The 26,551-nt window shown below is 44.6% G+C and carries 24 protein-coding genes and 1 riboswitch; of the genes, 9 read left to right on the top strand and 15 right to left on the bottom strand.

Going from position 1 to position 26,551, the window contains the following annotated elements:
• Window positions 1-21: 21 nt before the first annotated feature.
• Window positions 22-1,281, bottom strand: a complete 1,260-nt coding sequence (locus tag ACFOGI_RS12760; protein ID WP_390273202.1) for a YeeE/YedE family protein — start codon at window positions 1,279-1,281, stop codon at window positions 22-24.
• A 222-nt stretch (window positions 1,282-1,503) separates the two neighbouring features.
• Here ACFOGI_RS12760 and ACFOGI_RS12755 point away from each other — a divergent pair, with 222 nt between their 5' ends.
• Window positions 1,504-2,736 (top strand): dicarboxylate/amino acid:cation symporter, encoded by a 1,233-nt coding sequence (locus tag ACFOGI_RS12755; protein ID WP_390273200.1) that lies wholly within the window; start codon window positions 1,504-1,506, stop codon window positions 2,734-2,736.
• Between the two features lie 80 nt (window positions 2,737-2,816).
• Here the strand turns inward: ACFOGI_RS12755 and ACFOGI_RS12750 are convergent, their stop codons facing one another.
• The 3 genes from ACFOGI_RS12750 to ACFOGI_RS12740 are packed head-to-tail and all read right to left on the bottom strand — an operon-like array spanning window position 2,817 to window position 4,224.
• Window positions 2,817-3,101: a hypothetical protein gene (locus ACFOGI_RS12750; protein ID WP_390273197.1), complete on the bottom strand. Its 285-nt coding sequence runs from the start codon at window positions 3,099-3,101 to the stop codon at window positions 2,817-2,819.
• A gap of 29 nt (window positions 3,102-3,130) precedes the next feature.
• Window positions 3,131-3,541, bottom strand: a complete 411-nt coding sequence (locus ACFOGI_RS12745) for a Spx/MgsR family RNA polymerase-binding regulatory protein (protein WP_390273195.1) — start codon at window positions 3,539-3,541, stop codon at window positions 3,131-3,133.
• A gap of 56 nt (window positions 3,542-3,597) precedes the next feature.
• Window positions 3,598-4,224 (bottom strand): TetR/AcrR family transcriptional regulator, encoded by a 627-nt coding sequence (locus ACFOGI_RS12740; RefSeq protein ID WP_390273192.1) that lies wholly within the window; start codon window positions 4,222-4,224, stop codon window positions 3,598-3,600.
• A 177-nt stretch (window positions 4,225-4,401) separates the two neighbouring features.
• Here ACFOGI_RS12740 and ACFOGI_RS12735 point away from each other — a divergent pair, with 177 nt between their 5' ends.
• A complete protein-coding gene (locus tag ACFOGI_RS12735) occupies window positions 4,402-5,106 on the top strand; it encodes an NAD-dependent protein deacylase (RefSeq protein ID WP_390273189.1) in 705 nt (234 codons plus the stop codon).
• A 50-nt stretch (window positions 5,107-5,156) separates the two neighbouring features.
• Here ACFOGI_RS12735 and ACFOGI_RS12730 read toward each other — a convergent pair whose 3' ends face one another.
• Together ACFOGI_RS12730 and ACFOGI_RS12725 are read right to left on the bottom strand one after the other, a co-directional pair.
• On the bottom strand, window positions 5,157-5,756 hold the full coding sequence (locus ACFOGI_RS12730) for a YpjP family protein (protein WP_390273187.1): 600 nt from the start codon (window positions 5,754-5,756) through the stop codon (window positions 5,157-5,159).
• 224 nt (window positions 5,757-5,980) lie between these two features.
• Window positions 5,981-7,387 carry a SpoVR family protein gene (locus ACFOGI_RS12725; RefSeq protein ID WP_390273184.1) on the bottom strand — a complete coding sequence of 469 codons (1,407 nt, stop codon included), beginning with the start codon at window positions 7,385-7,387 and terminating at the stop codon, window positions 5,981-5,983.
• Between the two features lie 122 nt (window positions 7,388-7,509).
• Here ACFOGI_RS12725 and ACFOGI_RS12720 point away from each other — a divergent pair, with 122 nt between their 5' ends.
• Complete coding sequence (locus ACFOGI_RS12720; RefSeq protein ID WP_390273181.1) at window positions 7,510-7,857, top strand: hypothetical protein; 348 nt, start codon at window positions 7,510-7,512, stop codon at window positions 7,855-7,857.
• A 45-nt stretch (window positions 7,858-7,902) separates the two neighbouring features.
• Here the strand turns inward: ACFOGI_RS12720 and yhbH are convergent, their stop codons facing one another.
• The 3 genes from yhbH to ACFOGI_RS12705 form a co-directional block, all read right to left on the bottom strand.
• Window positions 7,903-9,072 (bottom strand): sporulation protein YhbH, encoded by a 1,170-nt coding sequence (gene yhbH, locus ACFOGI_RS12715; protein WP_390273179.1) that lies wholly within the window; start codon window positions 9,070-9,072, stop codon window positions 7,903-7,905.
• Between the two features lie 240 nt (window positions 9,073-9,312).
• The gene (locus ACFOGI_RS12710; RefSeq protein WP_390273177.1) at window positions 9,313-11,208 is read right to left on the bottom strand and encodes a PrkA family serine protein kinase; all 1,896 of its coding nucleotides are present in this window, start codon (window positions 11,206-11,208) and stop codon (window positions 9,313-9,315) included.
• A 668-nt stretch (window positions 11,209-11,876) separates the two neighbouring features.
• Entirely contained in the window at window positions 11,877-13,115 is a 1,239-nt protein-coding gene (locus ACFOGI_RS12705) for a hemolysin family protein (RefSeq protein ID WP_390273175.1), read from the bottom strand.
• Between the two features lie 158 nt (window positions 13,116-13,273).
• Between ACFOGI_RS12705 and ACFOGI_RS12700 the strand changes: the two genes are divergently transcribed.
• From ACFOGI_RS12700 to ACFOGI_RS12685, 4 genes are all read left to right on the top strand, one after another.
• The gene (locus ACFOGI_RS12700) at window positions 13,274-14,143 is read left to right on the top strand and encodes an SDR family oxidoreductase (RefSeq protein ID WP_390273173.1); all 870 of its coding nucleotides are present in this window, start codon (window positions 13,274-13,276) and stop codon (window positions 14,141-14,143) included.
• Window positions 14,144-14,370: 227 nt separating this feature from the next.
• On the top strand, window positions 14,371-15,432 hold the full coding sequence (locus ACFOGI_RS12695; protein ID WP_390273170.1) for a M42 family metallopeptidase: 1,062 nt from the start codon (window positions 14,371-14,373) through the stop codon (window positions 15,430-15,432).
• A gap of 31 nt (window positions 15,433-15,463) precedes the next feature.
• Window positions 15,464-17,059, top strand: coding sequence for a glutathione ABC transporter substrate-binding protein (locus ACFOGI_RS12690; RefSeq protein WP_390273167.1), 1,596 nt, complete (start codon window positions 15,464-15,466; stop codon window positions 17,057-17,059).
• 162 nt (window positions 17,060-17,221) lie between these two features.
• Window positions 17,222-18,322: a hypothetical protein gene (locus tag ACFOGI_RS12685; protein ID WP_390273164.1), complete on the top strand. Its 1,101-nt coding sequence runs from the start codon at window positions 17,222-17,224 to the stop codon at window positions 18,320-18,322.
• 92 nt (window positions 18,323-18,414) lie between these two features.
• On the opposite strand, the gene ACFOGI_RS12680 is transcribed toward ACFOGI_RS12685, so the two are convergent.
• From ACFOGI_RS12680 to serC, 4 genes are all read right to left on the bottom strand, one after another.
• The gene (locus tag ACFOGI_RS12680) at window positions 18,415-19,176 is read right to left on the bottom strand and encodes an SDR family oxidoreductase (protein ID WP_390273161.1); all 762 of its coding nucleotides are present in this window, start codon (window positions 19,174-19,176) and stop codon (window positions 18,415-18,417) included.
• 33 nt (window positions 19,177-19,209) lie between these two features.
• Complete coding sequence (gene folE / locus ACFOGI_RS12675; RefSeq protein ID WP_390273158.1) at window positions 19,210-19,854, bottom strand: GTP cyclohydrolase I FolE; 645 nt, start codon at window positions 19,852-19,854, stop codon at window positions 19,210-19,212.
• Window positions 19,855-20,276: 422 nt separating this feature from the next.
• Window positions 20,277-20,561 (bottom strand): hypothetical protein, encoded by a 285-nt coding sequence (locus ACFOGI_RS12670; RefSeq protein WP_390273155.1) that lies wholly within the window; start codon window positions 20,559-20,561, stop codon window positions 20,277-20,279.
• Between the two features lie 154 nt (window positions 20,562-20,715).
• The gene (gene serC / locus ACFOGI_RS12665) at window positions 20,716-21,798 is read right to left on the bottom strand and encodes a 3-phosphoserine/phosphohydroxythreonine transaminase (protein WP_390273153.1); all 1,083 of its coding nucleotides are present in this window, start codon (window positions 21,796-21,798) and stop codon (window positions 20,716-20,718) included.
• A 62-nt stretch (window positions 21,799-21,860) separates the two neighbouring features.
• Window positions 21,861-21,942: riboswitch (ZMP/ZTP riboswitch) on the bottom strand.
• Between the two features lie 132 nt (window positions 21,943-22,074).
• Here serC and ACFOGI_RS12660 point away from each other — a divergent pair.
• Complete coding sequence (locus ACFOGI_RS12660; RefSeq protein WP_390273149.1) at window positions 22,075-22,797, top strand: DUF421 domain-containing protein; 723 nt, start codon at window positions 22,075-22,077, stop codon at window positions 22,795-22,797.
• A 32-nt stretch (window positions 22,798-22,829) separates the two neighbouring features.
• Here the strand turns inward: ACFOGI_RS12660 and ubiB are convergent, their stop codons facing one another.
• Window positions 22,830-24,485, bottom strand: a complete 1,656-nt coding sequence (ubiB, locus tag ACFOGI_RS12655) for a 2-polyprenylphenol 6-hydroxylase (protein ID WP_390273146.1) — start codon at window positions 24,483-24,485, stop codon at window positions 22,830-22,832.
• 281 nt (window positions 24,486-24,766) lie between these two features.
• Here ubiB and ACFOGI_RS12650 point away from each other — a divergent pair, with 281 nt between their 5' ends.
• On the top strand, window positions 24,767-25,723 hold the full coding sequence (locus ACFOGI_RS12650) for an SMP-30/gluconolactonase/LRE family protein (protein ID WP_390273143.1): 957 nt from the start codon (window positions 24,767-24,769) through the stop codon (window positions 25,721-25,723).
• A gap of 112 nt (window positions 25,724-25,835) precedes the next feature.
• Here the strand turns inward: ACFOGI_RS12650 and ACFOGI_RS12645 are convergent, their stop codons facing one another.
• A complete protein-coding gene (locus ACFOGI_RS12645) occupies window positions 25,836-26,546 on the bottom strand; it encodes an exonuclease domain-containing protein (RefSeq protein WP_390273140.1) in 711 nt (236 codons plus the stop codon).
• Between the last annotated feature and the right edge of the window lie 5 nt (window positions 26,547-26,551).

The raw sequence follows: 26,551 nt of genomic DNA, 5'->3' as shown, positions 1-26,551 counted from the left end.
AGGGCAATCCATTTTTTATCTTTAACAGAAGGAGTCTTGCTTATTCGGATTTTTCATTCCAAAGATTGGGCGGATCAACAAGGCAAGCCCGGTACCAAGCATAGCCATGACCATCCAAACCCAACCATGCAGGCTGAAGGATGCAATTCCGCCAAAGTAGGCACCGATATTACAACCGAATGCCAGGCGTGCACCATATCCCATCAATAGCCCGCCGATAATGGAAGCACCGGCAATGCCTGGTTTTAACTTCCTTGGCTTGAAATTCCCTTGAGCTGAAGCTGCTATAAAGGCTCCCAGGATAATCCCAAAGTTCATGACACTTGTAGAATCTGCCAGGACCGACTGGGTCAGTGCTTCTCCATTGGCTCCGGAGAAATACCCCCAAGATGCAACGTCAATTCCTACTGCGGAAGCAGCTTTTCCTCCCCAAAGCGCAAACGCGGAAGTAATTCCCCACGGATTTCCGCGAATTGCCAGAGTCAAAGCGTTCAGCACCGCAAGCACAATTCCTGCCACGAATAGTGGCCATGCTCCACGGAAGACCTTTTTCCAACCATTTGTAGTAGCTAAAGGCTTCATCATAGGCGGATTTTTCTTCTTGGCAATTTGAATGGTCAGCAAGTAAATGGCTGCGAAAATGACCATTTGAGTCAACCAGCCGCCAAAGTATCCAAACCCTGTTGTTTCCGCTAGTGAGATGGCAGGAAGGGAAGGTGTATCCATCCAGAAAGTAAAGTGGTAGGCACCAATCGTAGAACCGATAATGAATGAAGTAATCGTTAATACCATGGAGGATGACCCACCACCTAAATTATAAAGGGTTCCTGAAGCACAACCATTACCTAGTTGCATGCCGATCCCGAATAGAAACGCACCGACCAGTACACTCACACCCACAGGTGATACATAACCGGATGGGTCATTTCCTGTGAAACTGAACCCTGTGCCGAGGATAATGGCAAAAAGGGTGGTGGCGACTGCCAACATGATCATGTGTGCCTGAATTCCCTGTACATTCCCCACGGATACCAACCTCCGGAATGCCGAAGTGAAGCCAAAACGTGCATGCAGAAGCGTTACTCCCAATGCAATACCAATTATATATAGAACACCCTGTGTCAATGTGGTTGTGGTGAGAATTGCAATCAATAGAGCGATCGCAGCAATGATTCCTGCTGTCATATATGGTTTTTGTATCGGATTTAACTCCTTGACTACCGTTGTAGGGTTTATATTGATTTTTTTCGTTGTTGTTGAACCTAATGCGGTCTGTTCCATTCAACAAACCTCCTTATCTGATAATCTTAGTCAGATTTAAATATTACAATATTCTATGGAAATTGTAAATACTATTTTGTAGAAACTTGCATTGGAGGCAGGAAGCTTTCTTTGAAGAGCAGAAGTTTTGACATGCATGTTCATCTAGGGTAATTTAAATTGATTGACAATAGAAATTTACAACATTAGTGGGAAACCATAAATATGAAAGGAGGCGGCACCTTGAAAGCTCTTTGGAGAGGTTATATGGAAGCATCATTAATCCTGAAAATTACAGTCTCTCTTCTTTTGGGAGTGATTGTCGGTTTGGCTGCCGGCGAGTCTGCTAGTGTTCTCTCTCCTTTGGGGGACCTATTGATTCGTCTGCTCAACTTCCTGATCATCCCTCTGATTTTGTTCACCCTTATCGTAGGCATCAATCAGACAAATGCACAGAACCTGGGGAGGATGGGTGGAAAGACGCTCCTCTACTATGTCGCCAGTACCGCTTTGGCTATTATAGCGGGTCTCGTTGTTTCGCTTGTCTTCCAGCCGGGCAGCGGCATGCCACTACCAAGTGGAGAGGAGCTTGAGACCCCCGATAATCCCGGGATCAGTACAATGCTCTTGAGCATTGTACCGGAAAATATTTTCATCGCTTTCAGTGAACTCAATTTATTGGGGATCATTTTCACTGCTTTCGCCTTCGGAATCGCTATTTCGATTTTACAGTCCTCCAAGGCTTTTACAGAGCAGGGAAAGCTACTTTTCAGTGTGGCAGAAGGACTTAACGAAGCAACGCTGACGATTATGAGAGGTGTCCTGCAATACGTACCAGTGGGAATCTTTGCGATTGTAGCCAATACAGTGGGGAATCAAGGGACTAGCACCTTATTGTCCCTTGGCCATATGCTTATGGTTTTCTATATCGCCTTAATGGTCCAGCTGATATTCTATATTCTTTCTTTGTTCATCTTTAAAATCTCGCCTACAGCCTTTTTCCGACAGGCCCGTACCCCTATGTTGACTGCATTTGTCACCCAAAGCAGCTCTGGTACACTCCCTCTCACCTTGAACGCAGCAAGGAATATGGGGTTAAACAAGGGTCTCTATGGTTTCAGTCTGCCACTAGGAGCTACCATCAATATGGACGGCGCAGCAATTAGGATTGCAGTCTCGGCAGCCTTTGCCGCCAATATGATCGGAGACCCATTGAGTTTCGGCGAAATGTTCCAAGTAGTTCTCATTGGTACATTGGCATCAATTGGTACAGCCGGCGTACCAGGAGCTGGCATCATCATGATTGCCACTGTTTTCGTCCAAGTCGGACTACCGCTTGAAATTGCAGCATTGCTCACATCCGTGGACGCAATTATCGGAATGGGCGCTACAGCCCTGAACGTAACCGGAGATATGGTGGGGAGCTCGATCGTAAATAAGACGGAGACAAAGCATTACCAGCCGAAATCAACTTGATCCATACAAAAAGCACACCTGTTAGAAAATCAACAGGTGTGCTTTTTGCTGCTGCAAATGGTTGTTAACCGCCATTGCTATCAAGGTTTGAAGTGTCTCCTGTACGCCTGTACAAACGCCTCAGGAGAAGTTTTGACGTTATAGGAAAACACCCCTTTGATGGTATGAAGGTACAACAGGCCTCCACGCCCACCAATAAAGCGGTAAGACATATCGAGAACATCTTGAATGGCAAACTCCCTATGTTTGGTAACCACCTTATCCTCATAGAGATACAGGGTCCGGGGATCCTCTACATCCTTCTGTTCCAAACTCTTTACTTGCCTTTCCACCTTGAAGTAAGGCTGCTCTGCAATCAATTTCATAAGAACCCTCCAAAGGGATGGTGAATAGTTTATATCTCAGCTAAACGCAGCTGATTTCTCTTCCACTGAATCCATTGATTCTCACGAGTTTCCCGTGGAAGGAACTGCCTGATATCCTCTTCATGATACCCAACCTGCAGGCGTTTATTGTCCATAATGATCGGACTCCGGAGCAAATTCGGATGTGCTTGGATCAACTCCAATAGTTCTTTTAACGGGAGAGCCTCCAGGTCAATATCCAGTTCCTTATAAATCTTGGATCGTGTGGAAATGATCTCTTCCGTGCCATCGACGGTCAAACGCAGTACATCATAGAGCTCCTGTACCGTAAGAGGATCCCTTAATACATTCCGTTCACTGAAAGGAATCCGGTTACTCCTGAGCCATTCTTTTGCCTTTCTTGTTGATGAACATGGTACACCATAGAGCTTTACTGTCATTTATCATACCCCATCTCATAAAAGATTTTTTTATTATGTATGAACGGAGACAGATGTCATCCATTTCCATTTTGCTTATGTAAGCCTCTTTTCAGCAGGTTCATTTCCACAATGAAATTATCCATCGCCTCATCATCCGACAACTCCCTGGCGAATTTCTCCACAAAGTTGCGGAAGACCACAGCCGTAATGATCTGCACAATATAGAACAGCTCTTTTTCCTCGGATATGTTGAGTATATCCCGGTTTATCAGCCGTTTGATCTCCTCAATCTGTTCATTGCTTTGTGTTCCACTGAACATGGTAGTAAAGGCATCTTCTATCTTATGGGTGACATTCAGGAAAGCATTCTTGAGGAAGTTACGCTCCTCCTCATCAGGCAATTCATACAAAAATTTCCTGTAAATTTCAGTCACTGCTTTAAAAATGTCTCCATCATACTTCTTCAGCATGCTTATAAGTGATTCCTTCCTCTTCTCTGCCTGCTCATTCAGAAGGAAAAAAAAGATGTCCTCTTTATCTTCAAAATACTGATAAAAACTTCCACGGGGAATACCAGCCGCTTTAACAATGTTGGAAATCGATGCTTCGAATAAGGGCACACGTGAAAATTCTTCTTCAGCAGCATGAACCAATTTTTGCCGTTTTTCTTCTGGTAGATTAAAGAATGTTGGCTTCGGCAAAGCACTTCCTCCCCTTACTCGTGACACTGTGTCATTTATCATCTCCAATTATATATGACACAGTGTCACCAGTCAATTTCACTCTTGTTTTGCCAATGGATTTTTTCTTGAAATTTTACTAATTTGTGACGAAAAGGGGAAGGAAGTATAATAAAAGGTGAAAAGGAGAGAAGCATGTTGCTGGAAAAATGGATAAAGGAAGCAAAACATACAGTCGTTTTTACCGGCGCTGGGATGTCTACGGAAAGTGGACTGCCCGACTTCCGTTCCTCCTCAGGTGGAATGTGGAAGGAAAAGGATCCAAGCAGAATTGCCAGTGCCGATGCATTGAATAATAATGTCAACGAATTTATAGAGTTTTACCGTGACCGAGTCCTGGGTGTCAAAGAGTATGGTCCGCACAAGGGACATTACATCCTGGCCGAATGGGAAAAGCAAGGGAAAGTGATGTCCATCATTACACAGAATGTGGATGGTTTTCATCAAAAGGCAGGAAGCAGACAGGTTGCCGAGCTTCACGGCACGCTTCAGCATCTTCACTGTCAGTCGTGTGGAAGGAGTTATGACAGTGAAGGCTATATCCATCAGGATTACCACTGCTCCTGTGGAGGAATACTCAGACCCTCTGTGGTCCTGTTCGGTGAGACCCTACCAGAGGATGCCTTTCAGTTTGCACTATCAGAGTCCCGCAAAGCTGATTTATTTATCGTACTTGGTTCTTCATTAAGTGTCACACCGGCTAACCAATTCCCTGTCATTGCCAAAGAATGCGGAGCGAAAGTGGTCATCATCAACAAAGAGCCGACTGATATGGACTACATTGCTGATGAAGTCATACACGACAGACCAGTCGGCGAGGTACTTGCTGAAGTGGCACTATGATAAAAGGCATCGCAAACACTGGACGCGATGCCTTTAACACAACCTGCGCCTTATGCCATCCATTTGGGTGGCATATTTTTGTCCCAATAGATTTCCCCGATATCATGATGTTGTTCAAAACCGTCCTGACTCAGATGGTAGTGGAAATTGAACCAATATCCTTCCAATGGGCGATTATCCCGGCGGACATGGAATTTGGCTATATCTTTCCCCTCTCTATCATCATGGATATTGAAGATCCGCTCTCCCACACCTGGGGAAGGTTCCTCTGTTATACTGTAATACGGTACAGCAATTCCCCCTCCTTGATCTGTTACCAATCCTTCCAAGACATCTGTCATTTTCGGCAGTATGACAGAGGTGAATTCATCCTCCACCTGCGGCACGATTCTAGGACCCAATTTATGTAACGTTTTTTCTTTTGCCTTCTCTGTCAAAGTTTGCAGGTAATCTTGATCATTAAGTTCGAGCGTGACATCCAGTTCCTCCCGGGTGTCCGCCGCTGCCTGTCCTCGTTCTGCATCCTGCCTAGCGTCTGTTTCACTTCCCTCATTTTCTGCTTCTGCAGTCAAATGGACAGGTGGTGTGTACATTCCTAGCGTCATTACCGTAATCATTGCAACTAAAGCTTTTCTCACCCAAGGCTTCATGTGTATGTTCCTTTCATCTGCTTACTTACCCCAATTTTATCATGCCATCTCACAATGTCTATAATATTAACAATATTTTAATATTGATGTAATACCCAATCATAGGTGGAGACCTGCTTCCGAAAGACAGAACAATTTCGACCGGAGCAGATGCATGAGGTACAGAATAGAGTACATGAAAAAGAGCAGCCAACAGTGCTGCCCTTGTCATATCAACAGATTTATTACAATTGCCTGCGATTTACTTTCTCCCCGTCATAATAGAAAACGACTCTTTTATTCTCTACCATGGTTTCCATATGGACATTTCGTCCCCAAAGCTGATAAATATATGGGAGGACATGTTCCAGATAATGCACATCAAGCTCTGTCCCTTCAAAACTATGCGTGAGGTATAATTCTCCGTTGCGGAGATAGTCCCCATTGGTTACCGTAATATATGGGAACCCACCATTAACACGCATGGATACCAGCTGATCCCGCACATTTTGGTAATCTTTATCTGTAATTCGATAATCTCTTCCCTGCTTCTCAAACAAATACATGTCTTCCTGTTCAACCAGTTCTTTCGTAAGGTAATTGCGGATGAACGAAATATCTGACTCAATTTCCCTGACCTCGAATATTTTCTCCCTGCCTGAATCTGGCTCCACCCCCATCATTTTCATTTCATCTGTCGGGTTATTATAGCGCTCTTCAATATCTTCAAATATCTTCAGGCCAAGGTAATATGGATTGATCTGCTGTTTGGATGGCTGGACGACACTTGCGTTCAATGAAGCAAATTCCACTACTTCATCGGAGGTCAAATCCATTTCCCGCAGTATACGCTGATGCCAATAGCTGGCCCATCCTTCATTCATGATCTTTGTTTCCAGCTGAGGCCAAAAATACTGCATCTCTTCCCGCATCATCGTCAGGATATCACGCTGCCAGTCTTCCAGTTCCCTGCTATATTCCTCAATGAACAGGAGTATGTCTTTTTCGGGCTTAGGCGGGAATTGTTTCCGTTTCTTAAAGATCTTTGGTTTTTCCGCAGGCTTTTCATCTATATCCCATAAATCATCATAATCTGTCTTTACTTTCGGATCAGAAAGTTCTTCCTCTTCATCCTCATAGGCTGGAAGCTTTGGTCTGACAATGGAAGGATCAATATGCTCCTGAATGGATAATACGGCGTCGAGAAACTTTTCAACTTCGTCTTTTCCATGTACCACTTCATAATGGGCAATTCGTTCAGCTGTTGCTGTCATGGACTCCACCATATCACGGCGGGTGTTTGAAAACCTTACGTTATTCTTAAAAAAGTCACAATGGGCGAGCACGTGGGCAATGATCAATTTGTTCTGAATCAAGCTGTTGGTATCCAGCAGAAATGCATAGCATGGATCAGAATTGATCACCAGTTCATATATCTGGCTCAGACCCAGGTCATACTGCAGCTTCATCCGATGAAACTGTTTTCCGAAACTCCAGTGGGTGAATCTTGTTGGCATGCCATACGCTCCAAAGGTATAAATAATATCAGCCGGACAGATTTCATACCGCATCGGGTAGAAATCCAGACCAAAATCGGATGCAATCTCTGTAATCTCATCGATCGCATATGTCAGTTCCTTCTGTTCCGACAAAGCGGGATCCCTCCATTCTTGTTCATATCAAAAGACGAGCAGAAAGCAAGTTCCAAGAAATCAGTGCAGCCAAGTGTATATTTTTTCAATCCGGGAAAACTGAAAACAGAGGAGGGATTTTCATGCAAGAGCAATTCTTGTCAATCGAAGAATTCAATGATCTACTGCATAAATGGAACGGCCACCGTGTTAAAATCACCAAACATGAAATGGATGACATTGACGAGACATTCATGGATCTCGAAACCATCTCCTATGGTAAAGATAACCGAAGAATTGACGACTATGAACCGCTCCATGAACTTCAGCTGAATGGAGACGCCGAAATTGAAACAACAGAAAACGAATTCGAACCTCTGCCTTCCCCGACTTATGAAATCCCGCTGGAAGACGACTCTTTATATGAAAAAGACGGCTCCCAGCTGATTATCAGTACGGACCGCGCCGTCTATAAAATTGAGCAAGTATAGCGATCGTTCAGGTGCCCACCTGGACGATTGTCCTCTTTATGCTTGTTATACAGGCTGGGTTTGTTTTTTAAAAAAGCTTTTCATCGCATGATAGACGTCGCTTTTCTGCTTGAGGATGTGATGGCGGAATTTCGGGTCGTCAATGGTTTTATACGCATTCATCAAGGTGGAAGGACGATTATACCCATTTACTTCACCATATCCGAACATGCTGGAGACATCCATGATTTCCTGTACCAGCTGCAGACATTTTGGATTATCAGAGGTTATATTTTCTCCATCTGAGAAATGAAAAGGATAGATATTATAGCGGGCAGGACTGAACCTATCCTCAATCAATTCCAGTGCCTTAAAATATGCTGAAGAACAAATGGTTCCACCGCTTTCCCCTTTGGAGAAAAAGTCTTCTTCGGACACTACTTTTGCTTCCGTATGATGGGCGATAAAAGCAATTTCCACCGATTCATATTTAGAACGGAGGAATTTTGTCATCCAGAAAAAGAAACTCCTGGCCATATATTTCTCAAACGTCCCCATAGAGGCACTCGTATCCATCATGGCGAGTACGACCGCCTTCGATTCCGGCTTTCTTACTTCATTCCAAGTCTTGAACCGCAAATCGTCTTGATAAATCGGTGTGATGCCAGGCTTGCCCTCCGTGGCATTCCTTTTCAGTGCTGTAAGAATCGTACGCTTTTTATCGATATTGCCCATCAAGCCTTTTTTCCGTACGTCATTGAATTCCACTTTTTCCGTAATAATCTCTGCTTGTTCTTTCTGCTGCAAGTTCGGAAGCTCCAGTTCCCTGAACAACACTTCCTCGATTTCAGCTAAAGAAACATCTGCTTCGTAATAATCTTCCCCAGGCTGGTCGCCTGCCTTTTTCCCTTTTCCGGCACCCTGTTTCCCTTGCCCCGGTTCTCCAGGCTCCCTGGCAACTAGATCGCCGACTTCACTATCTCCGTTCCCCTGACCCACATGCTTGGATTTATTATAGTTATATCGGATTTTATACTCATCCAGTGAACGGATTGGAATCTTAATCACATCGCGGCCATTGGACATGATAATATTTTCTTCACTCACTAAATCCGGCAGATTGTTTTTAATGGCATCTTTTACTTTATCCATGTGGCGCTGCTGATCCTGATAGCCTTTGCGATGGAGGGACCAGTTTTCCTTGGAGACGACAAAATTTCCATTTTCTTCGCTCATGATCTTCCCCCTCCTGAAAAGTTCTTACCTTTCTTCGAACTACTGACACAACGATATAAGCCTTCTCTTTTCTGTAAATCTATCAACTACTTTTCATTATTTTATGCACGTACCTGCCGATTATTGACAAGTTTCTGAGTAAAAGCGCAATCAGAAGGCGTTATACAGGAAAAGAGAAACAAAAAGCAACAAGACGCCCATTATATGTCTTGTTGCTTGAATCGCTCTTCTTTCTTTTGCCTATCTGTTCAGCAGACTACCTACATAACGGAGCAGGTCGTTTGCCGAAACTGAGTTGTATCCATGTTCATCAATCAGTCTTGCAATCACTTCATTGATTTTCTTCAATTGATTCTCATCCGGTGTTTTGGAAGATGTCGTAATCTTCACGACGTCTTTTAAATCGGCAAACAGCTTTTTCTGGATAGCTTCCCGCAGCCGTTCATGAGAGTTGTAATCAAATCTTTTGCCCTTTCTTGCATATGCTGAAATTCGGATGAGGATCTCTTCCCGGAATGCCTTTTTCGCATTTTCCGAGATACCGATTTGTTCCTCAATGGACCGCATCAGCTTTTCATCCGGATTCATCTCTTCACCAGTAAGCGGATCTTTGAGCTTATTGCGGTTGCAGTATGCCTCCACATTGTCCAGGTAATTATCCATTAATGTCTTGGCGGATTCTTCATAGGAATAGACGAACGCTTTCTGTACTTCCTTCTTCGCAATCTCATCATACTCTCTTCTTGCCACCGAGATATAATTCATATACCGTTCCTTATCTTCCTTGGCAATCGATGGATGCTGATCCAGGCCTTCCTTGAGTGACCGGAGCACATCAAGTGCATTGATGGCAGGTACGTCCTTCCGGATAATCGCCGAAGAAATACGGTTGATGACATAACGCGGATCAATTCCTGTCATCCCCTCTTCAGTGAACTCATTCTTCAGTTCATCCACATCCACCTGATTGAACCCTTCTACGTTTTCACCGTCATAAAGTCTCATTTTCTTTAAGAGGTCCATTCCATTCTTCTTGGAATCTTCCAATCTGGTCAAAATGGAGAAAATGGCCGCCACTCTCAGAGCATGCGGTGCAACATGGACATGTGCCATATCACTTTCCCTGATCATTTTTCCATAAATCCGTTCTTCCTCCGTGACTCTTAAATTATAAGGAATCGGCATGACGATGATCCGTGAATGAAGAGCTTCATTCTTTTTATTTGCTATGAATGATCGGTATTCCGCTTCGTTCGTATGCGCGACAATCAACTCATCCGCACTGATTAAAGCGAATCTGCCTGCTTTGAAGTTCCCTTCCTGTGTCAGGGAGAGTAAATGCCATAGGAATTTTTCATCACTTTTCAGGATCTCCTGAAATTCCATCATGCCCCGGTTTGCTTTATTCAATTCCCCATCAAACCGGTAGGCCCTCGGGTCTGATTCCGATCCGTATTCAGCAATGGTAGAAAAGTCGATGCTGCCCGTCAGATCAGCGATATCCTGGGATTTTGGATCAGAAGGGGAGAAGGTGCCAATCCCTACACGTTTATCCTCTGAAAAGAAGATCCTTTCCACCTTAACATCCTCAATGCGCCCTCCATATTCCTTCTCCAGTCGCATGGTATTGAGTGGGGATAAATTACCCTCCACCCGGATGCCGTATTCTTCATAGAAGTCTTCCCTCAAGTGTTGTGGAATCAAGTGAAGGGGGTCCTCATGCATTGGGCAGCCCTTGATAGCATACACTGCTCCTTCCTCTGTACGTGAATATTGTTCCAACCCACGTTTCAACATGGTTACAATCGTTGATTTACCACCACTTACAGGCCCCATTAGCAGCAAGATCCGCTTACGGACATCCAGTCGCTTTGCGGCCGGATGGAAGTATTCCTCCACCAACTTCTCAATCGCCTCTTCCAGACCAAAGATCTCTTCCCCAAAAAAGTGGTACATCTTCCTGCCATCCCGCTCCGTGAGCCCTGAACTTTTAATCATATTATATACACGTGAATGAGCAGACTGGGCAACTTCCGGTCGTTCTTTCACAATTTCCAGGTAATCCGCAAAAGTTCCTTCCCACTGCAGACGCTTCTCTTCTTCCCGGTAGTTTCTCACCTTGTTTAGTATATCCATAGATTCTCCTCCATTTAGGACAGGGTTTATTAACATGTTATGCGGTGAGGGAGATGAACATGCCCACGAAGTTTCCAATCATCCATTCCCTCTCATAAAGACGTGTCCGCCTTTCTGCTGATTTATATGCAGCCACTTCCAGGAAAATTATGTAATGAGGAATTTACCATAAAGACTACTTTTTTATTCTGAAAACGAATGAACCCTTCTTTCGCTGTACAACAAGCCTTGGGGGGGGACCACCTACACCGCTACGGAAACTCCACTTCGCTTTCCGCGGGCGACCCGTGAGCTCCCTCGAACTGGCGTTCTCCGGGATCTCACTCTGGTCACGGTTCCCGCAGGAGTCTCGTGGATTTCCACCGCTGGTTGGGAGGTATAACTTGAGTAGTTGTTATGAAGTGAATAGAATTCCAAAAGTGTCATATTCACAAAATTGATTCTTAGCGAGGAAACTTCACTAGACATCCGTCCCATGATCCATCCACATTTAAAACCAGAACACTACATCTAGCGTAGGCAGAATGCGCAGACACCTGTGGGAACAGCACGAGACTGAGACCAGCCCACGGAAAGCGAAACGTTCTGCCGCAGCGAGTTAGGCAATCAATATTAAGTAAAAGAATCACAAAACACCATCCGTCTTGAACAGATGGTGTGCACGACCATTATTCTTCTGCCTGATTCTTCTTTACAATATGAACCTGGGAGATGCTCCTTTCATCCAGCTCTGTAATCGTAAAGGACAGAGGATACTTCTCCAAGGTTTCCCCTTCTTCCGGGAAATGGTCAAATTCCTTCAAGAGGTAACCGGCCAGTACATCTTCTTCCTCTGGAATATTTGTATGGAAAAGACTGTTCAAACGTCTTAGGGTGATCTTCGCGTCACAAATGATTTCTGTATCAGTTATCTTTTCGACCAAAGAGTCATTTTCAGGGTCCATCTCATCTTCAATTTCCAGCCCGATCATCGATTCAATGACATCCTCATGTGTGAGAATCCCCTCGGTTCCCCCATATTCGTCCAATACAATTGCCATATGTTTCTTATCTTTGGTCATCTTGCGGAACACCCATTCAATGGAATTGAATTCATAGACGATCAATGGATCCATATCACTGAAATCAGGCAGAGACTTATCTGCCTCGCTCTGCCATGTAAGGAGGTATTTGGAATGAAATACACCTACAATATTGTCGCTGTCTCCTTGGATTACCGGGTACCTTGTATAAGGATTCTGAACCACTACATTCCTCACTTCTTCATAGGTTGCTGTAATCGGCAAGGAAATCATATCCACTCGAGGGGTGTTCAGAACATCTTTCACATTCAGATTATAAAAGTCCAATACTCCTTTGATTCGGAAAGATTCATCTTCCTTGAATGTTCCTTCCGAACCAGCAATGTCCACCATGGCGCGCAGTTCTTCTTTAGAAATGGAGACTTTCTTGAACTCTCCATTGGAAAGCATATGTATAATCAGTCCAGTCAATTTGTTGAACATCCATGTCAGTGGTTTGAATATAATCATGACGATTCTGATGACAGGGTGTACGATGTAGGCAATCCGGTCCGGAAAAGCGGCTGCAATGGACTTGGGTATAACTTCAGCAAAGACGATAATGGTAATCGTCAGAATAGCCGATGCAATAGCCACGTTGAATCCATATTCAATCGCAAGCATGGTTACAAGTGTCGGCAGCAGGATGTTCGATATATTGTTTCCGATCAGTATAGCTGTAATGAATTCACTTGGTTTAGAAAGCAAATCCAGCAGTTTAGCAGATTTTTTATCCTGTTCGTTCGCCTTTGTGTGAAGCCGCATCTTATTAGCAGCTGTCAATGCCGTCTCACTGCCAGAAAAGAACAGGGAAACGAACAGCAGCAAGATGATCGCAATGATCACAGGCAGGTTCCTCCTTCAGATGTATATATGTATTGATGTTAATCATTATAAGCAAGTTTTATACTTATTAGACAGTATACCTCCACCTTGATAGGAACAAGTTTTTCTGCATCTGGGAAGTGGAATGGTAGAAGTAGAAAAACAATAGGAGGTATAACATGACTGACCCAAGAGAGATGCAGCAGGGAAGCACACCAAAGCAAATGCAGAAGAAACAACCTGGTATTGAATCGGAAATGGACCCACTTCCAGCCCAACCGACTGAATATGTAGGCACCGGTAAATTGAAAGGAAAGACAGCCCTCATCACTGGCGGCGATAGCGGTATTGGACGGGCCGTATCCATCCTCTATGCGAAAGAAGGAGCCAACGTTGCCATCTCCTATCTTGATGAACATAGTGATGCAGAGGAAACAAAAAAGTTGGTGGAAGCTGAAGGAGTCCAGTGCTTGCTACTTCCTGGGGATATCAAAGCTGCTGCCCACTGCGAGGAGCTGGTGGAGAAAACGGTACAAGAATTCGGCAAGCTCAACATTCTAGTGAACAACGCTGCAATCCAGTATGTCCGTGAAGACTTGCTTGATATTTCTAATGAGCAATTCGAAGAAGTCTTTCAGACGAACTTCTTTTCTCTATTCTACTTGACCAAAGCAGCTGTACGCCATATGAATTCCGGAGATGCCATCATCAGCACCTCTTCCATTAATGCCTTCCGTGGAAACCCGATTTTCATGGATTATTCCGCAACAAAGGGGGCCATCACTTCCTTTACCCGCAGTATTGCCCAGAGCCTTGCCAAAAAAGGTATCAGAGCAAACTCAGTTGCGCCTGGGCCGGTTTGGACACCATTGATTCCATCTTCCTTCGATGAAGATGGGGTGGAAGACTTCGGGCAAGACAGTTTGATGGGTCGTCCAGGCCAACCGTCAGAGCATGCCTGGGCGTACGTGATGCTGGCTGCGGATGAATCTTCCTATATGACTGGACAGACCATTCACATTAACGGCGGTGTTTGGACCTCTTCATAATTGCCGCACCATCAGATTTCCAAGGCCTCAGAGAATCTTACTCTGAGGTCTTTCTTTAATCTTTCCCATACTGATTCCTGCAATTAATGGCAGTTTTCATAAAAGTGTTGATTTTAGCAGGCTTTACACTATATAATTATTACCGTTGTTTAACACGTTGAAGTGTTAAAACCTACAAAACCAATGGGTGTTGGTGGAATAAATTGCTAGAAAAGGGAGTGACATCTATGGAGAGACTGCTAAGACAATTAAGCCAGCTGAATGGCCCTTGTGGGTATGAGCAAAATGTAGCTTATTTCATTAAGGATTATCTGCAGGATAAGGCAGATCAGGTACATATGGACCACATGGGAAACGTAACCGCCAGGAAAAAGGGCGGTAAACCTGGCCCTGTCACCTTATTGACAGCGCATATGGACGAGGTTGGTTTCATTGTGAAGAAGATAGAAGACAATGGCCTCCTTCGTTTCGAAAAACTCGGTGGACATGATGACCGAATCCTTCTTGCACAACCGGTCAGCGTTCTTGGATCCAAGGAAGAACTGGGAGGCGTGATCGGGACCCTGTCAGCCCATTATATGAAATATGATGATCCCAAGAAGGTACGCAGCCATGCGAATCTGTATATCGATATCGGAGCGGTATCCAAAGAGGATGCCATCGATATGGGAGTGGAAATAGGAACACCAATCACATGGGCTTCTGAAAATAGATGGATCGGCAATAAAGAGAATAGAATATTCACTGGGAAGGCACTGGACGATCGTGCCGGATGTACGGTCCTCCTGCAAGTCCTGAACGAACTCACAGACCAAGAGTTCCCAGGAGAGCTCGTATTGTTGTTCACCGTCCAAGAAGAAGTCGGTCTGCGGGGAGCACAAACTGCGATCAGCCGTCTGGATGATATTGATGCGGCACTTGCGATAGATACGACAGCTGTCAGTGATACACCAGAAGAGACGATGGATCAAAGCCTTTCTCTGGGCGCCGGAACAGGAATTAAAGTCATGGACTTCAGCCTGATTGTCCAAAAATCCATCAAGGAACGTTTGAAACAAGCAGCTGAAACATCCGACATCCCTTATCAGCTTGAGGTCTTTCCTGGAATAGGCACAGATGGCGGGGCCGTAGCACCTGCGAATAGTGGAATACCGACTGGTGTACTGTCCATTCCATCCCGCTATGCCCATACTCCACATGAGGCTGTCAGTCTTAAGGACTTGGAGGCGACCAAAGATTTAGCAAAAGCATTCCTGCTCCATATGGAAGATGGAGCTTTCACCTTTTAAAAATATTGACATCAGATAGGAGAATACACATATGAAGAAATCATTATCCTTAATACTTACAGCCCTTCTGCTCAGTTTCTTGCTTGCCGCTTGTGCAAGTGAGCCGGGCGATGAGGAACAATCCGACGCTTCCTCGGACAGCCAAGAGGAAGGACAGGGAGGCGACCTGGTAATTGCTACGAAGTCAGATGCAGTATCTCTTGATCCGCCTTCTTCCAATGATACACCATCAGCAGATGTATTGATCAATATTTTCGAGACACTGGTAACCCAGGATGAGAATATGGAACTTCAACCAGGCCTTGCTACCGAATGGCAACAGGTAGACGATACTACCTGGGAATTCAAGCTTCAGGAAGGAGTGACCTTCCATGATGGATCTCCTTTTAATGCAGAAGTGGTAAAAGCAAATATTGACCGAATTCTTGACCCTGAGCTCGCTTCACCGGTGGCCTTCATGTACAACATGATTACCAACGTGGAGGTAGTGAATGAGTATACGGTACAGTTTGAAACAGAGTTCCCATTCGCTCCACTGCCCGCCCATTTGGCGCACCCAGGTGGACTAATGGTTTCCAAAGAGCAGATTGAAGCAGATTATGAAGCAATGGAAAACGGAGAACAGGCTGGAAGTGTCATCAATGCCAATCCACAGGGAACCGGTCCTTTCACCTTTGAAGAATGGAAGCCGGGACAATCCATCAAGCTGGCTAAAAATGAAGATTATTGGGGAGATAATGCCCTGCTAGACACAGTAACTTTCAAAGTGGTTCCAGAAGACCTCACACGGAACTCCGAGCTGGAGACAGGCGCATCCCATATCTCCAATCCACTCAGTCCTTCTGATGTAGAACAGATGGAGAATGCAGATGGGATCTCTGTAAGCCGACAAGAAAGCACTTCCTTAGCCTATATCGGGTTCAATGCAGATAAAGAACCTTTCGATGATATCAAGGTAAGGCAGGCTATCTCCATGGCCATCGATAAAGAGCAAATCATTGAAGGGATCTACAATGGGGTAGGAATTCCAGCCAAAGGACCACTGGCACCAGGGGTATTCGGCTATGATGAAGAATTGAACGGTTTGGAATATAACCCGGAAAAAGCCAAAGAACTGCTGGCTGAAGCGGGATATGAAGATGGTTTTACTTCCACTATCTGGACAAACGATGATAGGCAACGTGTCGATACAGCGACGAATGTCCAGGCCCAGTTGGCGGAAATCGGAATTGAACTGGAAGTGGAAACCCTTGAATGGGGAGCAATGCTAGAGCAGACAGCGAATGGAAACCATGAAATGATGGTATTCGGCTGGACAAATGTAACAGGTGATGCGGACAATACGATGTACCCACTGTTCCACTCCGACAACCTTGGCACAGCAGGTAACAGGACCTTTGTTGCAGATGACGAGCTGGACGGGTATATTGACGAAGCACGCCAGAATCCCAACCAGGAAGAAAGGGCAGAATTGTACAGCAGTGCACAAGAAAGGCTGGTAGAGCTTGCACCGATGGCATACCTGCTGCACCAGGAATATCTACTTGGTGTCCGTGATGAAGTAAAAGGTCTCTCCCAGCTTCCGACACAGCTTCTGCTGCTGAAAGATGTCTATATTGAAAACTAGCATAAGAGATTCCTAAGGATAGGAATCTTTGAAGGGGCTAGGGGAAACAGCATACCTTGTTGGTATGCTGTTTTTTCCATCGATAGATTGCCAGGAAACCTGGACATAGATTCACAGCTTCTGTATAGCCCTTATGCTATAATTACAAACTAGGTGGTTCATATGACGTTTCTCGTAATGGGAATAATTTTCTTCGCTATTATTACAATAATCATCTTCACCAAACGATTAGATATTACTACGAGTGCCATGGCAGTCGTTATGTCTCTGGGAATCGTTACACAGGGGGTGCTTGCCAGGCACTTCCATCCCCAACTGCCTGCTTCTCCAGGCAAGTATCTCAGCCTGTTGGATATGGCCCTGTGGCTTGCATTCCTCATCACTTTTGCTGCAGCTTATTTCAACGGAAACTTTAAAAAACGCCATTATGATAATCCAATGAACAGATTCGGGTTCGGCACATGGGTTGCCGGCACTTCCATATGCGGCATTCTACTATACAACCAGTTTCCCCAATGGAGTGTACTTTCTGAAATAACAGCATGGCTGAACATGGGTTTATGGATGATATATATGATTATCTGTGGAAAAACGCTCCATAATGTATCTATCCATGAGTTCAGAAAGAAGGCCCATGGGATTCTGCTGCTGACGACAGTAGGCACTCAGTCCATGATCCTTCTGGTCAACACCGTCTTTACCAATGTGCCAGATATTCTGAACGCTGGATGGATGAGCATAGGTCTATGTTTCTATCTGATCTGCTCCACGCTGATCATTCAGCGGTATCTCATCTGCGGGTGGAACCTCGAACGAGACTGGAACAACACCAACTGCATCCTGCATGGAGCCCTTTCCATTACCGGAATTGCTTGGCTGAAGGCAGATATAAGGCCGGATGAGGCAGTGAATGTCATTTGGATGGCGGCTTTAGCCATTTTCATGCTGGTGGAAATGATAGAGATCCGTAGGCTCCTCAAAAGGGTAAGAAGCTTTGGAGTGAAACAAGGCATCTTTGTCTATGACGTCACCCAGTGGAGCAGAATATTTACCTTTGCCATGTTCTATACCTTCACTTCTTTCATCGACATGACCCAGCCAGTTTTCAGCCGCTTGAAGGAAGCAATAACAACAGCAGGTGTCTGGGTGATATTGTTCCTTGTTCTTCTGGAGATTATGTTAAGCCTACATCACATGTTCCTTCGAGCGGATGGCCGGGCAAAGGCATTAGGAAAAGAAGACAAAGCAATTCCACCAGTGTAGCCGTACTGACTGATCTACAAGCATGTCTTAAAAGCGGCCAGCCTCCAACAGGAAAAACCCCTCTGCCATGCAGAGGGGTTGCCATATCCTGCTCATTTTCTTCTTCGGTTCACCACATCAATCCCTCCGGAAGCAGATATTACACTCCCAGTGATCATATCGGAATCTTCTTCGCATAAGAACTTGACCAGTCTAGCAATATCCTGACCGGTTCCAGATCGTCCAATGGGGGTCTTGCCGTCATCCCTATACCTTACCTCAGCGATATCCATCTCCTTCATTTCACCTGCTATATCACCTGGGCAAATCATATTGGCAGTTATTCCGTACTCCGCCTCTTCAATGGCGATAGATTTGGTCAAGGAGACCAGCCCTACTTTGGCAGCCCCGTAAGCGGAACGGAATAGCCAGCCTGGTGTCTGTTCAGCGTCCTGGAATCCATAGGTAATGATTCTGCCGAACCTCTGCTCTCTCATTATTGGGACTACGAGTTTAACAAATTGAAATACAGAGCTAAGGTTCCCATCAATCAACTCATACCATTCACGGTCATCATAGTCGACCAATTTCTTCTTATCTGCTATGTAAGGACCAGCATTATTTATAAGATAATCGACCCGCCCAAAACGTTCTACTGCCTGATCAACCATATCTTGGATGTCTTCTTTCCTTGTTATGTCTCCCTGGACAAACTGCAGCCTTTCTTCAAAATCGGCCCATTCTCTCTTTAACTCTTCTACTCTCGCTTTGTCACTCCGATAATTGACGGTGACAGAACAGCCTGCTTGGAGGAACTGTTCTGTCACCTTTTTTCCCAGCCCTTTATATCCGGCGGTAATTATTGCATGCCTCAAATGATCCACCCGCTTTCCATGTTTTACTTGGGCTTATCTGGATGGCCGGTCAAGCAGAGACAAGAATTCCATACGATGGTCGGCTGCATCCCTGAATAGTCCTCTTACTGCCTTTGTCGTTGTAGAAGCACCAGATTTCCTGACTCCTCTTCCACACATGCACATATGTTTTGCTTCTATTACAACCATGACGCCCTGAGGGTCAAGCACCTCTTCCATGGCGTCTGCAATCTGGTTGGTCAGCCTTTCCTGCACCTGGAACCTTTTTGCATATCCATCCACCATCCGGGCAATCTTGGAAAGGCCGGTTATTTTACCATTAGGGATGTACCCTACATGGGCCACTCCGAAGAAGGGGGCGAAATGATGTTCACACATGGAATGAATTTCGATGTCCTGCACCATCACCAGTTCCTGATGGTCGACATCGAACACCTTTTCCAGATGGGATTTGGGGTCTTCCCTGTATCCTTCCGTGTACTCAAGGAAGGCTTTCAGCACTCTGTCCGGGGTTTCCTCCAATCCTTCCCGATCCGGGTCATCCCCGCATAGTTCGATCAGATTTCTCAAGCCGGCCTTTACCGCCTCTTCTTGATCGAGCTTGTTCTCCGTATCTTCTATCTCCTCGTTGGACAGTTTGCGGTATTTCTGGGACGTGAGAGAATTAGTTAAAGACATATGCTTTTACCTCGCTTTATATAAATAGCGTAATCCAGCCTGTCCTTCTCCAGGCATGACGATTACGCTTTCCCTTATTCTTTGCATATATATAGAATAATGTATTCTTTTCCGTTTGGTCAATAAAACAAATTGGAAAAGTTGGAAAGCCTTTGGACTTTACCATTGTAGAAATGAAAACCTCTGGTCCATAGGGAACAGAGGAATCTGGGATACAATTTCCTTTCATAGTATGAGATAGGAACGCCTGGTTATCATATACCATGTCGGCTCGCCCTGCTTATGACAGCAAAAAGCCGGTGTCCAGATCTACCTGTTGCCCGCTTGGCCTCAGGACCCTTCCAAATATGCCTAGCAGAACCAAGATCGAAAACATAATGAAAAAAGCAATATTCCTTCCGCTGAATCCCTCTCCGCTCACATTAGTCCCTCCCTTTGTTTGCATCCACAACTTGCTGTTTTAACGACTCGATTAGTTGGTCGATGCCCTTATTCCCATTGTTCTTCAAAAAATCATATAAATCGGTCTCCTGATGGTCACTGGACTTTCCCAATTCACCAACAACCCTTATTTCAACATCACCATCTCGATTTACCAGGACACTTCGCACAGAGAGTTGGCCGCTAAGAAGGAGAGCTGCCGAAACAAATTCTAGACCCTTATCTTCTAATAGGCTCTCAAATTTGCTGTTTTTCCGTTTTCCCACATTACCCCTCCTTCTTATAAAAGTAATTAGCCTTATCAAACAGAACCCCATAAGAGTATTCATTTTATTATAAGGAATTCTCCTTGAAATGTTATTGGTTTTTCCTGATAAATACAAAAACGGCAGAGATCATTTCGATCAACTGCCGTTCTTTCTACTTATTTTTCCCTTCAAACTCTTCCATGAACGCTACAAGTTGCTTGACACCCTGTAGTGGCATTGCATTGTAGATGCTTGCCCGCATTCCTCCTACAGAGCGATGTCCTTTCAATGTTTCAAATCCTGCCTGTTTGGCTTCATCTATGAAGACTCCATCCAATTCCTTATCCGGTATGATGAACGGAATGTTCATCATGGACCTGCTATCCTTTTTCACCGGAGAATCAAATAACTCGGACGTCTCCAAATAGTCATATAGAAGCTGTGCCTTCTCCCGATTGATCCGCTCCATTTCTGGAAGACCTCCCAATCCTTTCAGCCATTCAAACACTAGCTTTGCCATATAGATACTGAACGTAGGCGGTGTATTATACAGCGAATCGGAATCACTGAAGGTTTTATAATTCAGCATGGCAGGACAGGAATCCGGTGCTTTTCCGATCAGATCCTCTCGTATGATGACCACCGTCAGACCAGCAGGCCCGATATTCTTCTGTGCACCAGCATAAATGACTCCGAATTTGGATACATCGATTTCCTCTGAAAGGATATTCGACGACATGTCTGCAACCAGTGGCACGTCTCCTGTGTCCGGAATCTCAGAAAAGGCGGTTCCTTCAATCGTGTTATTGGTCGTAATATGTACGTAATCCGCTTCCGGATCAATCATGCTGGAGTCCACCTTGGGTATGTAGGTGAAATTTTCGTCTTCAGAGGAAGCAATGACACGGACCTCTCCAAACCTCTCCGCTTCTTTTATGGCCTTCTTGGACCACGAGCCGGTATGGACAAAGTCAGCCTTGCCGCTGTTAACCATGAGATTCATTGGTACCATGGCAAATTGCTGGGATGCCCCTCCCTGAAGAAACAGAACCTTGTAGTTATCCGGGATTTGCAATAGTTCCCGAAGCAATTGATCAGCTTCTGAAATAATGTCGCTGAACCACCCGGAACGATGACTCAACTCCATTACCGACATGCCGGAATCCTGATAATTTAGCAGTTCTTTTTGGGCCTTCTCCAGTACGGGCAACGGTAGCATGGAGGGACCGGCTGAGAAATTAAATACACGGTTCATTTTAGCCACATCCTATTCTATATAGTATTGAATATAAAAAGGCAAGGATTATTTTCCTTACCCTATTTTGCCCAGACGATCGGCTGCTTTATGTTATGTGCTCCCCTGCGGTTATCCGCTGCATCGTCAGTCACACATACTCTTTGTGTCAATTTTAACATATTTCAACCAGTTTTCAACGCCGGCTTTAAGTCTTCCGCCATCGTTTTTGAAGGTATTTATTGGTTTGGTACAGGCAAGGATGAATATGAACCTGCAGCTGGAGGAGGGAAAAGTTTGGAATTCATAAAGGATATTGTGCTAGTGATCGGGAGAATCTTAACCATTCTTCCTCTATTGCTATTCATTACCCTGTTTATGGGAAAGCGGGCAATTGGCGAACTGCCTGTATTTGATTTCTTAATCGTAGTTACGATAGGGGCTGTAGTAGGGGCCGATATCGCCGACCCTGATATCCAACATATCCCAACAGCTATTGCTATCATTGCCATCGGACTTCTGCAAAAAGTGGTGGCTAAATGGAAAATTTCTAATAGAAAAGTGGGAAAGCTCCTGACATTTGAACCGACGATTGTGGTTCAGAACGGGAAGCTGCTCAACAAAAATCTGCAAAAAGTTCATTACTCGATTGACAATATCCTGCAGATGCTTCGCGAAAAGGATGTATTTGATGTTTCCGAAGTAGAAACAGCGATCATTGAGGCAAATGGATCATTGAGTGTACTGAAGAAACCGAAAAAAAGTACAGTTACCATAGAAGACCTGAGGCTGACCAAAAACGCTTCTTCTCTATCCCTTCCCGTCATTATGGAAGGGAAAATCTACACAAATACCTTAAAGGAATTCAATCTGACGGAGGATTGGCTGGATCAGCAACTATCCAATCAGGGTATAACCCAATTGGATCATGTCTTCTTCGCATCTCTCAATCGGAATCATGAATTGTATATTTCCTTGAGAAATGGGGACCAGCCAGCCACACCGCCGATCGAACACTAAACAGAGGAAGCCGCCTTTCCTCTCTGTCTCTGTCAGAACCGCCCGGACTTGATAATCGAATAAATGAGCCAAATGAACATCAAAATGGCTACCACAAAACCTATCTCAATCACTGGCAAATTCCAAATGTAAGTCGATTGGCCACCTATAGACGAACCGATGATCAGGCCTACCATGATAATACTGAACGATAATAGCACAATACTGAAGGACAGCCGGTTACTCACTTGAATCAACCGTTTCATAAAACTGTCGACATTCGAAAAGGAAATCTCTACGGGTATCTTTCTTTTTCTAATCATTGCGTACAGCTCTTCAATATGTTCCGGGAAACCGGCAAGGATGTCTTTATAGTCATCCAGCTGATGATAGATGTCCCCTGCCACCCTTTTGGGATGCAGCCGCTCCTTCAGCAACTTGCGTCCAAAGGGCTCAGCAATCTTAACGATGCTAATTTCGGGATCCAGCCTTTCCACGGTTCCCTCCAACGTAAGGAGAGTTTTTCCGACCAAGGACAGATCAGCCGGAATTTCAATCCGATGCTTGGATGCGACGGTAAATAAATCGTTCACCGCTTCACCGATGCTTACCTGGCTGAATGGTACGTCATAGTACTTTTCCTTCAATTTGTCCACGTCCCGTTTCAACCTCCGCATATCAATATCTGAAGGTACCAATCCCATCCGATAAATCACCTTGATGATCGCATCATTGTCTTGTCTCATCATCGCTACAATCAACGCTGAGAACTGATCTTTCATTTCCGGAGTCAGTCGGCCGACCATGCCAAAATCAATAAATACAATCGTATTATTACCTTGTGCCTTGACGTTTCCAGGGTGTGGATCGGCATGGAAGAAGCCTTCCATCAATATTTGATGGAACACGGAATGGACCAACCGTTCCGCTAATAGTTTTGGAGTAAATCCATCCAGAATGAGATCTTCCACTTCATCCAGCTTCGTTCCTTCCATATATTCCATGGTCAGCACCTTCTCCGTGGTGTATTCCCAATAGACCTCAGGTATACGAACCTTTGGATCCTTTCTGAACTGGTGAACAATTTTATGAGCATTCCTTCCCTCCAGTGTGTAATCCAACTCTGCCAGCAGGGAGTCCGAAAATTCTTGGACAATTTCTGTCACATGATATCTCTCCGCCCATTTCATCCGATTTTCTGCCATCCTTGCAAGGTGTTGGAGGATCTCCAAGTCGGTATGAACATTTTGTTGAATATTGGGCCGCTGGATTTTGACTGCCACCTCTTCTCCCGAGTAGAGAACTGCACGGTGCACCTGTCCAATAGAAGCGGCAGCAAGAGGTATTTCATCGAATGCTACAAAGACGTGATCAATCGATGCACCCAGCTCTTGTTCCACAATTTCTTTCGCATCTTCATATGGAAAAGGCGGCACCTGGTCCTGGAGTTTTTCCAATTCCTTGATGATATCCTCAGGTATCAGATCACGTCTGGTACTGGCAATCTGCCCCAACTTAATGAAAGAGGGCCCCATGTCTTCCAGGAACTTCCGAAGCCTTTCTCCCAGTGTTAATGTATGTACTTCTTCCCGAGTGTTCGTTACCAACCGCTTGGGCAAGGAAACAATTTTATGCAGACCAAGCTCCTTCACAAGAAATCCGAACCCATTACGAGAAAAAGCAATGGCAATCTCCCTGTACCGCTGCAAATGTCGTATCCTTTTTTGAAAGATGGCCAGCCCTCCTCTCTTTAATAACTCTTACTCTCTATTTATACCCCGATTAACATCATAATAACTCGACAGCATGTGTCCCTTCCACCATATCAAAAACCATACGAATAGTCCTCTGATTACTATTCGTATGGTGCCTGTGAAAAGTCAAAGATAAAAATGCACGGAATCCTTCACATTTTCCCATAAAGTTTACGAGAGGTATTTCCCATACTGGCTTGAATAGGACTAGTAGCTGAATAAAAGGAGGAGTTTGTATGAAGAAGTGGATTCTGTTGGCATTTCTTATGGCATTTGGATTGGTGACCGCTGTGTCGGCATCGAGTATCCTGGAGACTCAAAAGGTGCCCAAAGGAGATAGACATGATATGAAGGAGATATTGCCACCGAGCTCGAAATGGGAGAAGATGGCTGCAGGAAACGAAGTGAAAGGAAGATTTATGGAAGGCATCAATTTTGATGACAATGGAGATATATGGATGGTCAGCCCACCTACTAAAGAAATACTCAAAGTTTCAGGGAGTGGGGTGGAAACTGAATATGAAACGTCAGTTGAACCAGTAGGGGCGAAATTCCATAAGGATGGTCGGCTCTTCACTACCAATAGATCAGGTGAATTGAAAGCATACAATCCAGCTACAGGAAAGAACACTGTCATTGTCAGTGAATTTGACAACGAACGTTTACAGCCATTGAATGACCTGGTATTTGATGAGAAAAACGGAATTTACTTTACCGAACCTGGCGGCTCCCATGCCACCAAACCAACTGGCCGGGTCTTCTATCTATCACCAGATGGGGAGTTGACATTAGCTTTGGATCATATAGCATACCCTAACGGAATTGCTATATCAGCGGATGGCCAGCGGGTTTATGTCTCCGAATTTGCGACTAACCGGATAATTTCCGTTCCTTCTGTAACAGCGAAAGATAAAAGAGAGGTTCCATTTGTCTTCGCCCATTTGGAAGGCGGTATCGGACCGGATGGATTAGCGGTCGATGAAAAAGGAAACCTCTATGTTGCACATTTCCAAGCTGGAGAGATTGTTGTATTGGATAAAGATGGTTTTGAAATTGGAACCATCAGGCTTCCAGAAAAGGCAGGAACCTTTGTCACCAACCTGACATTCAATAACGGTTATCTTTATATTACCGAGTCTTCAAGGAATGAAGTTTGGCGGCTGAAGGTAGTAAATGGCGGAAAGCAAGAATAATAGCTATAAAACATATGCACCATCTGACTGGCATTCAGTTAGAAATCCCCTGTTGCCAGGGGATTTCTTACCCACTCAATGTGTTTCGAAACTCCAGGTTTACATTCATTCCCTATTTCAACTTGGCCAGTTGCGCATATATTTCATTTAGATGAGCGTAACCCATTCCTCTGACCTGCCGGATGCTTTCCGACCAAAGCTTTGCTGCCGCAAGAGCGTCATAGAGTGCATGATGTCTTTGTTGAATGGATATCTCATAATAATCACAGTAATCGTCAAGGGTGAACAAACCTGATTCGGGGTGAGTGATACTGGTAAGAAAAGAAGTATCAAGCACGCGGTGCTGAAACACTGTCTTCAAGGCAGTCCAACTGGCATGTTTCATGAATTGCTTTTCATGATTGGAATGATGTGCGACTAGTGCATCGCTTCCTACATATCGGTAGAAATCTTTTAAAACCTCCTCTAAAGGAGGTGCCTCCATCAACTGTTCTTTCGTAATACCTGTCAGCTTTTCAATTTGTTCTGAAGGATCTCCTATACAATGAACCATTGAATAGAAAGTGTTTTCTTCTAAAATCAAATCTCCCTGCATTTTGACCGCGCCTATCGATAACAAACGATCGCCTTTAAAAGGGTGAAAACCCGTCGTTTCGATATCAAATACAACCACCTCTAATTCATCCAGCGGAATATTAAGCACATCCTGCTGTTTTATTTCCCGGTGTAAATTTCTGATATAGGCGATTTGATGAGGGTCTGATAAGGAACGATCGGTTTTGGCATAAAATTGTCCTGACATTTGACTGATGAACTGCTTCATTCGAT

This window comes from Virgibacillus xinjiangensis (assembly GCF_042643145.1).
Lineage (GTDB): Bacteria > Bacillota > Bacilli > Bacillales > Amphibacillaceae > Virgibacillus_O > Virgibacillus_O xinjiangensis.
The sequence above is the reverse complement of the archived record's forward strand: the minus strand, read 5'-3'. Positions and strand labels throughout refer to the sequence as shown.

Bases quoted from the DNA above. Each gene is read 5' to 3' on its own strand.
- ACFOGI_RS12760 (WP_390273202.1), bottom strand. From the start codon at position 1,281: ATGGAACAGACCGCATTAGGTTCAACAACAACGAAAAAAATCAATATA.
- ACFOGI_RS12750 (WP_390273197.1), bottom strand. From the start codon at position 3,101: ATGAAATTGATTGCAGAGCAGCCTTACTTCAAGGTGGAAAGGCAAGTA.
- ACFOGI_RS12745 (WP_390273195.1), bottom strand. From the start codon at position 3,541: ATGACAGTAAAGCTCTATGGTGTACCATGTTCATCAACAAGAAAGGCA.
- ACFOGI_RS12730 (WP_390273187.1), bottom strand. From the start codon at position 5,756: ATGAAGCCTTGGGTGAGAAAAGCTTTAGTTGCAATGATTACGGTAATG.
- ACFOGI_RS12720 (WP_390273181.1), top strand. From the start codon at position 7,510: ATGCAAGAGCAATTCTTGTCAATCGAAGAATTCAATGATCTACTGCAT.
- yhbH (WP_390273179.1), bottom strand. From the start codon at position 9,072: ATGAGCGAAGAAAATGGAAATTTTGTCGTCTCCAAGGAAAACTGGTCC.
- ACFOGI_RS12710 (WP_390273177.1), bottom strand. From the start codon at position 11,208: ATGGATATACTAAACAAGGTGAGAAACTACCGGGAAGAAGAGAAGCGT.
- ACFOGI_RS12700 (WP_390273173.1), top strand. From the start codon at position 13,274: ATGACTGACCCAAGAGAGATGCAGCAGGGAAGCACACCAAAGCAAATG.
- ACFOGI_RS12695 (WP_390273170.1), top strand. From the start codon at position 14,371: ATGGAGAGACTGCTAAGACAATTAAGCCAGCTGAATGGCCCTTGTGGG.
- ACFOGI_RS12690 (WP_390273167.1), top strand. From the start codon at position 15,464: ATGAAGAAATCATTATCCTTAATACTTACAGCCCTTCTGCTCAGTTTC.
- ACFOGI_RS12685 (WP_390273164.1), top strand. From the start codon at position 17,222: ATGACGTTTCTCGTAATGGGAATAATTTTCTTCGCTATTATTACAATA.
- folE (WP_390273158.1), bottom strand. From the start codon at position 19,854: ATGTCTTTAACTAATTCTCTCACGTCCCAGAAATACCGCAAACTGTCC.
- serC (WP_390273153.1), bottom strand. From the start codon at position 21,798: ATGAACCGTGTATTTAATTTCTCAGCCGGTCCCTCCATGCTACCGTTG.
- ACFOGI_RS12650 (WP_390273143.1), top strand. From the start codon at position 24,767: ATGAAGAAGTGGATTCTGTTGGCATTTCTTATGGCATTTGGATTGGTG.
- ACFOGI_RS12645 (WP_390273140.1), bottom strand. From the start codon at position 26,546: ATGAAGCAGTTCATCAGTCAAATGTCAGGACAATTTTATGCCAAAACC.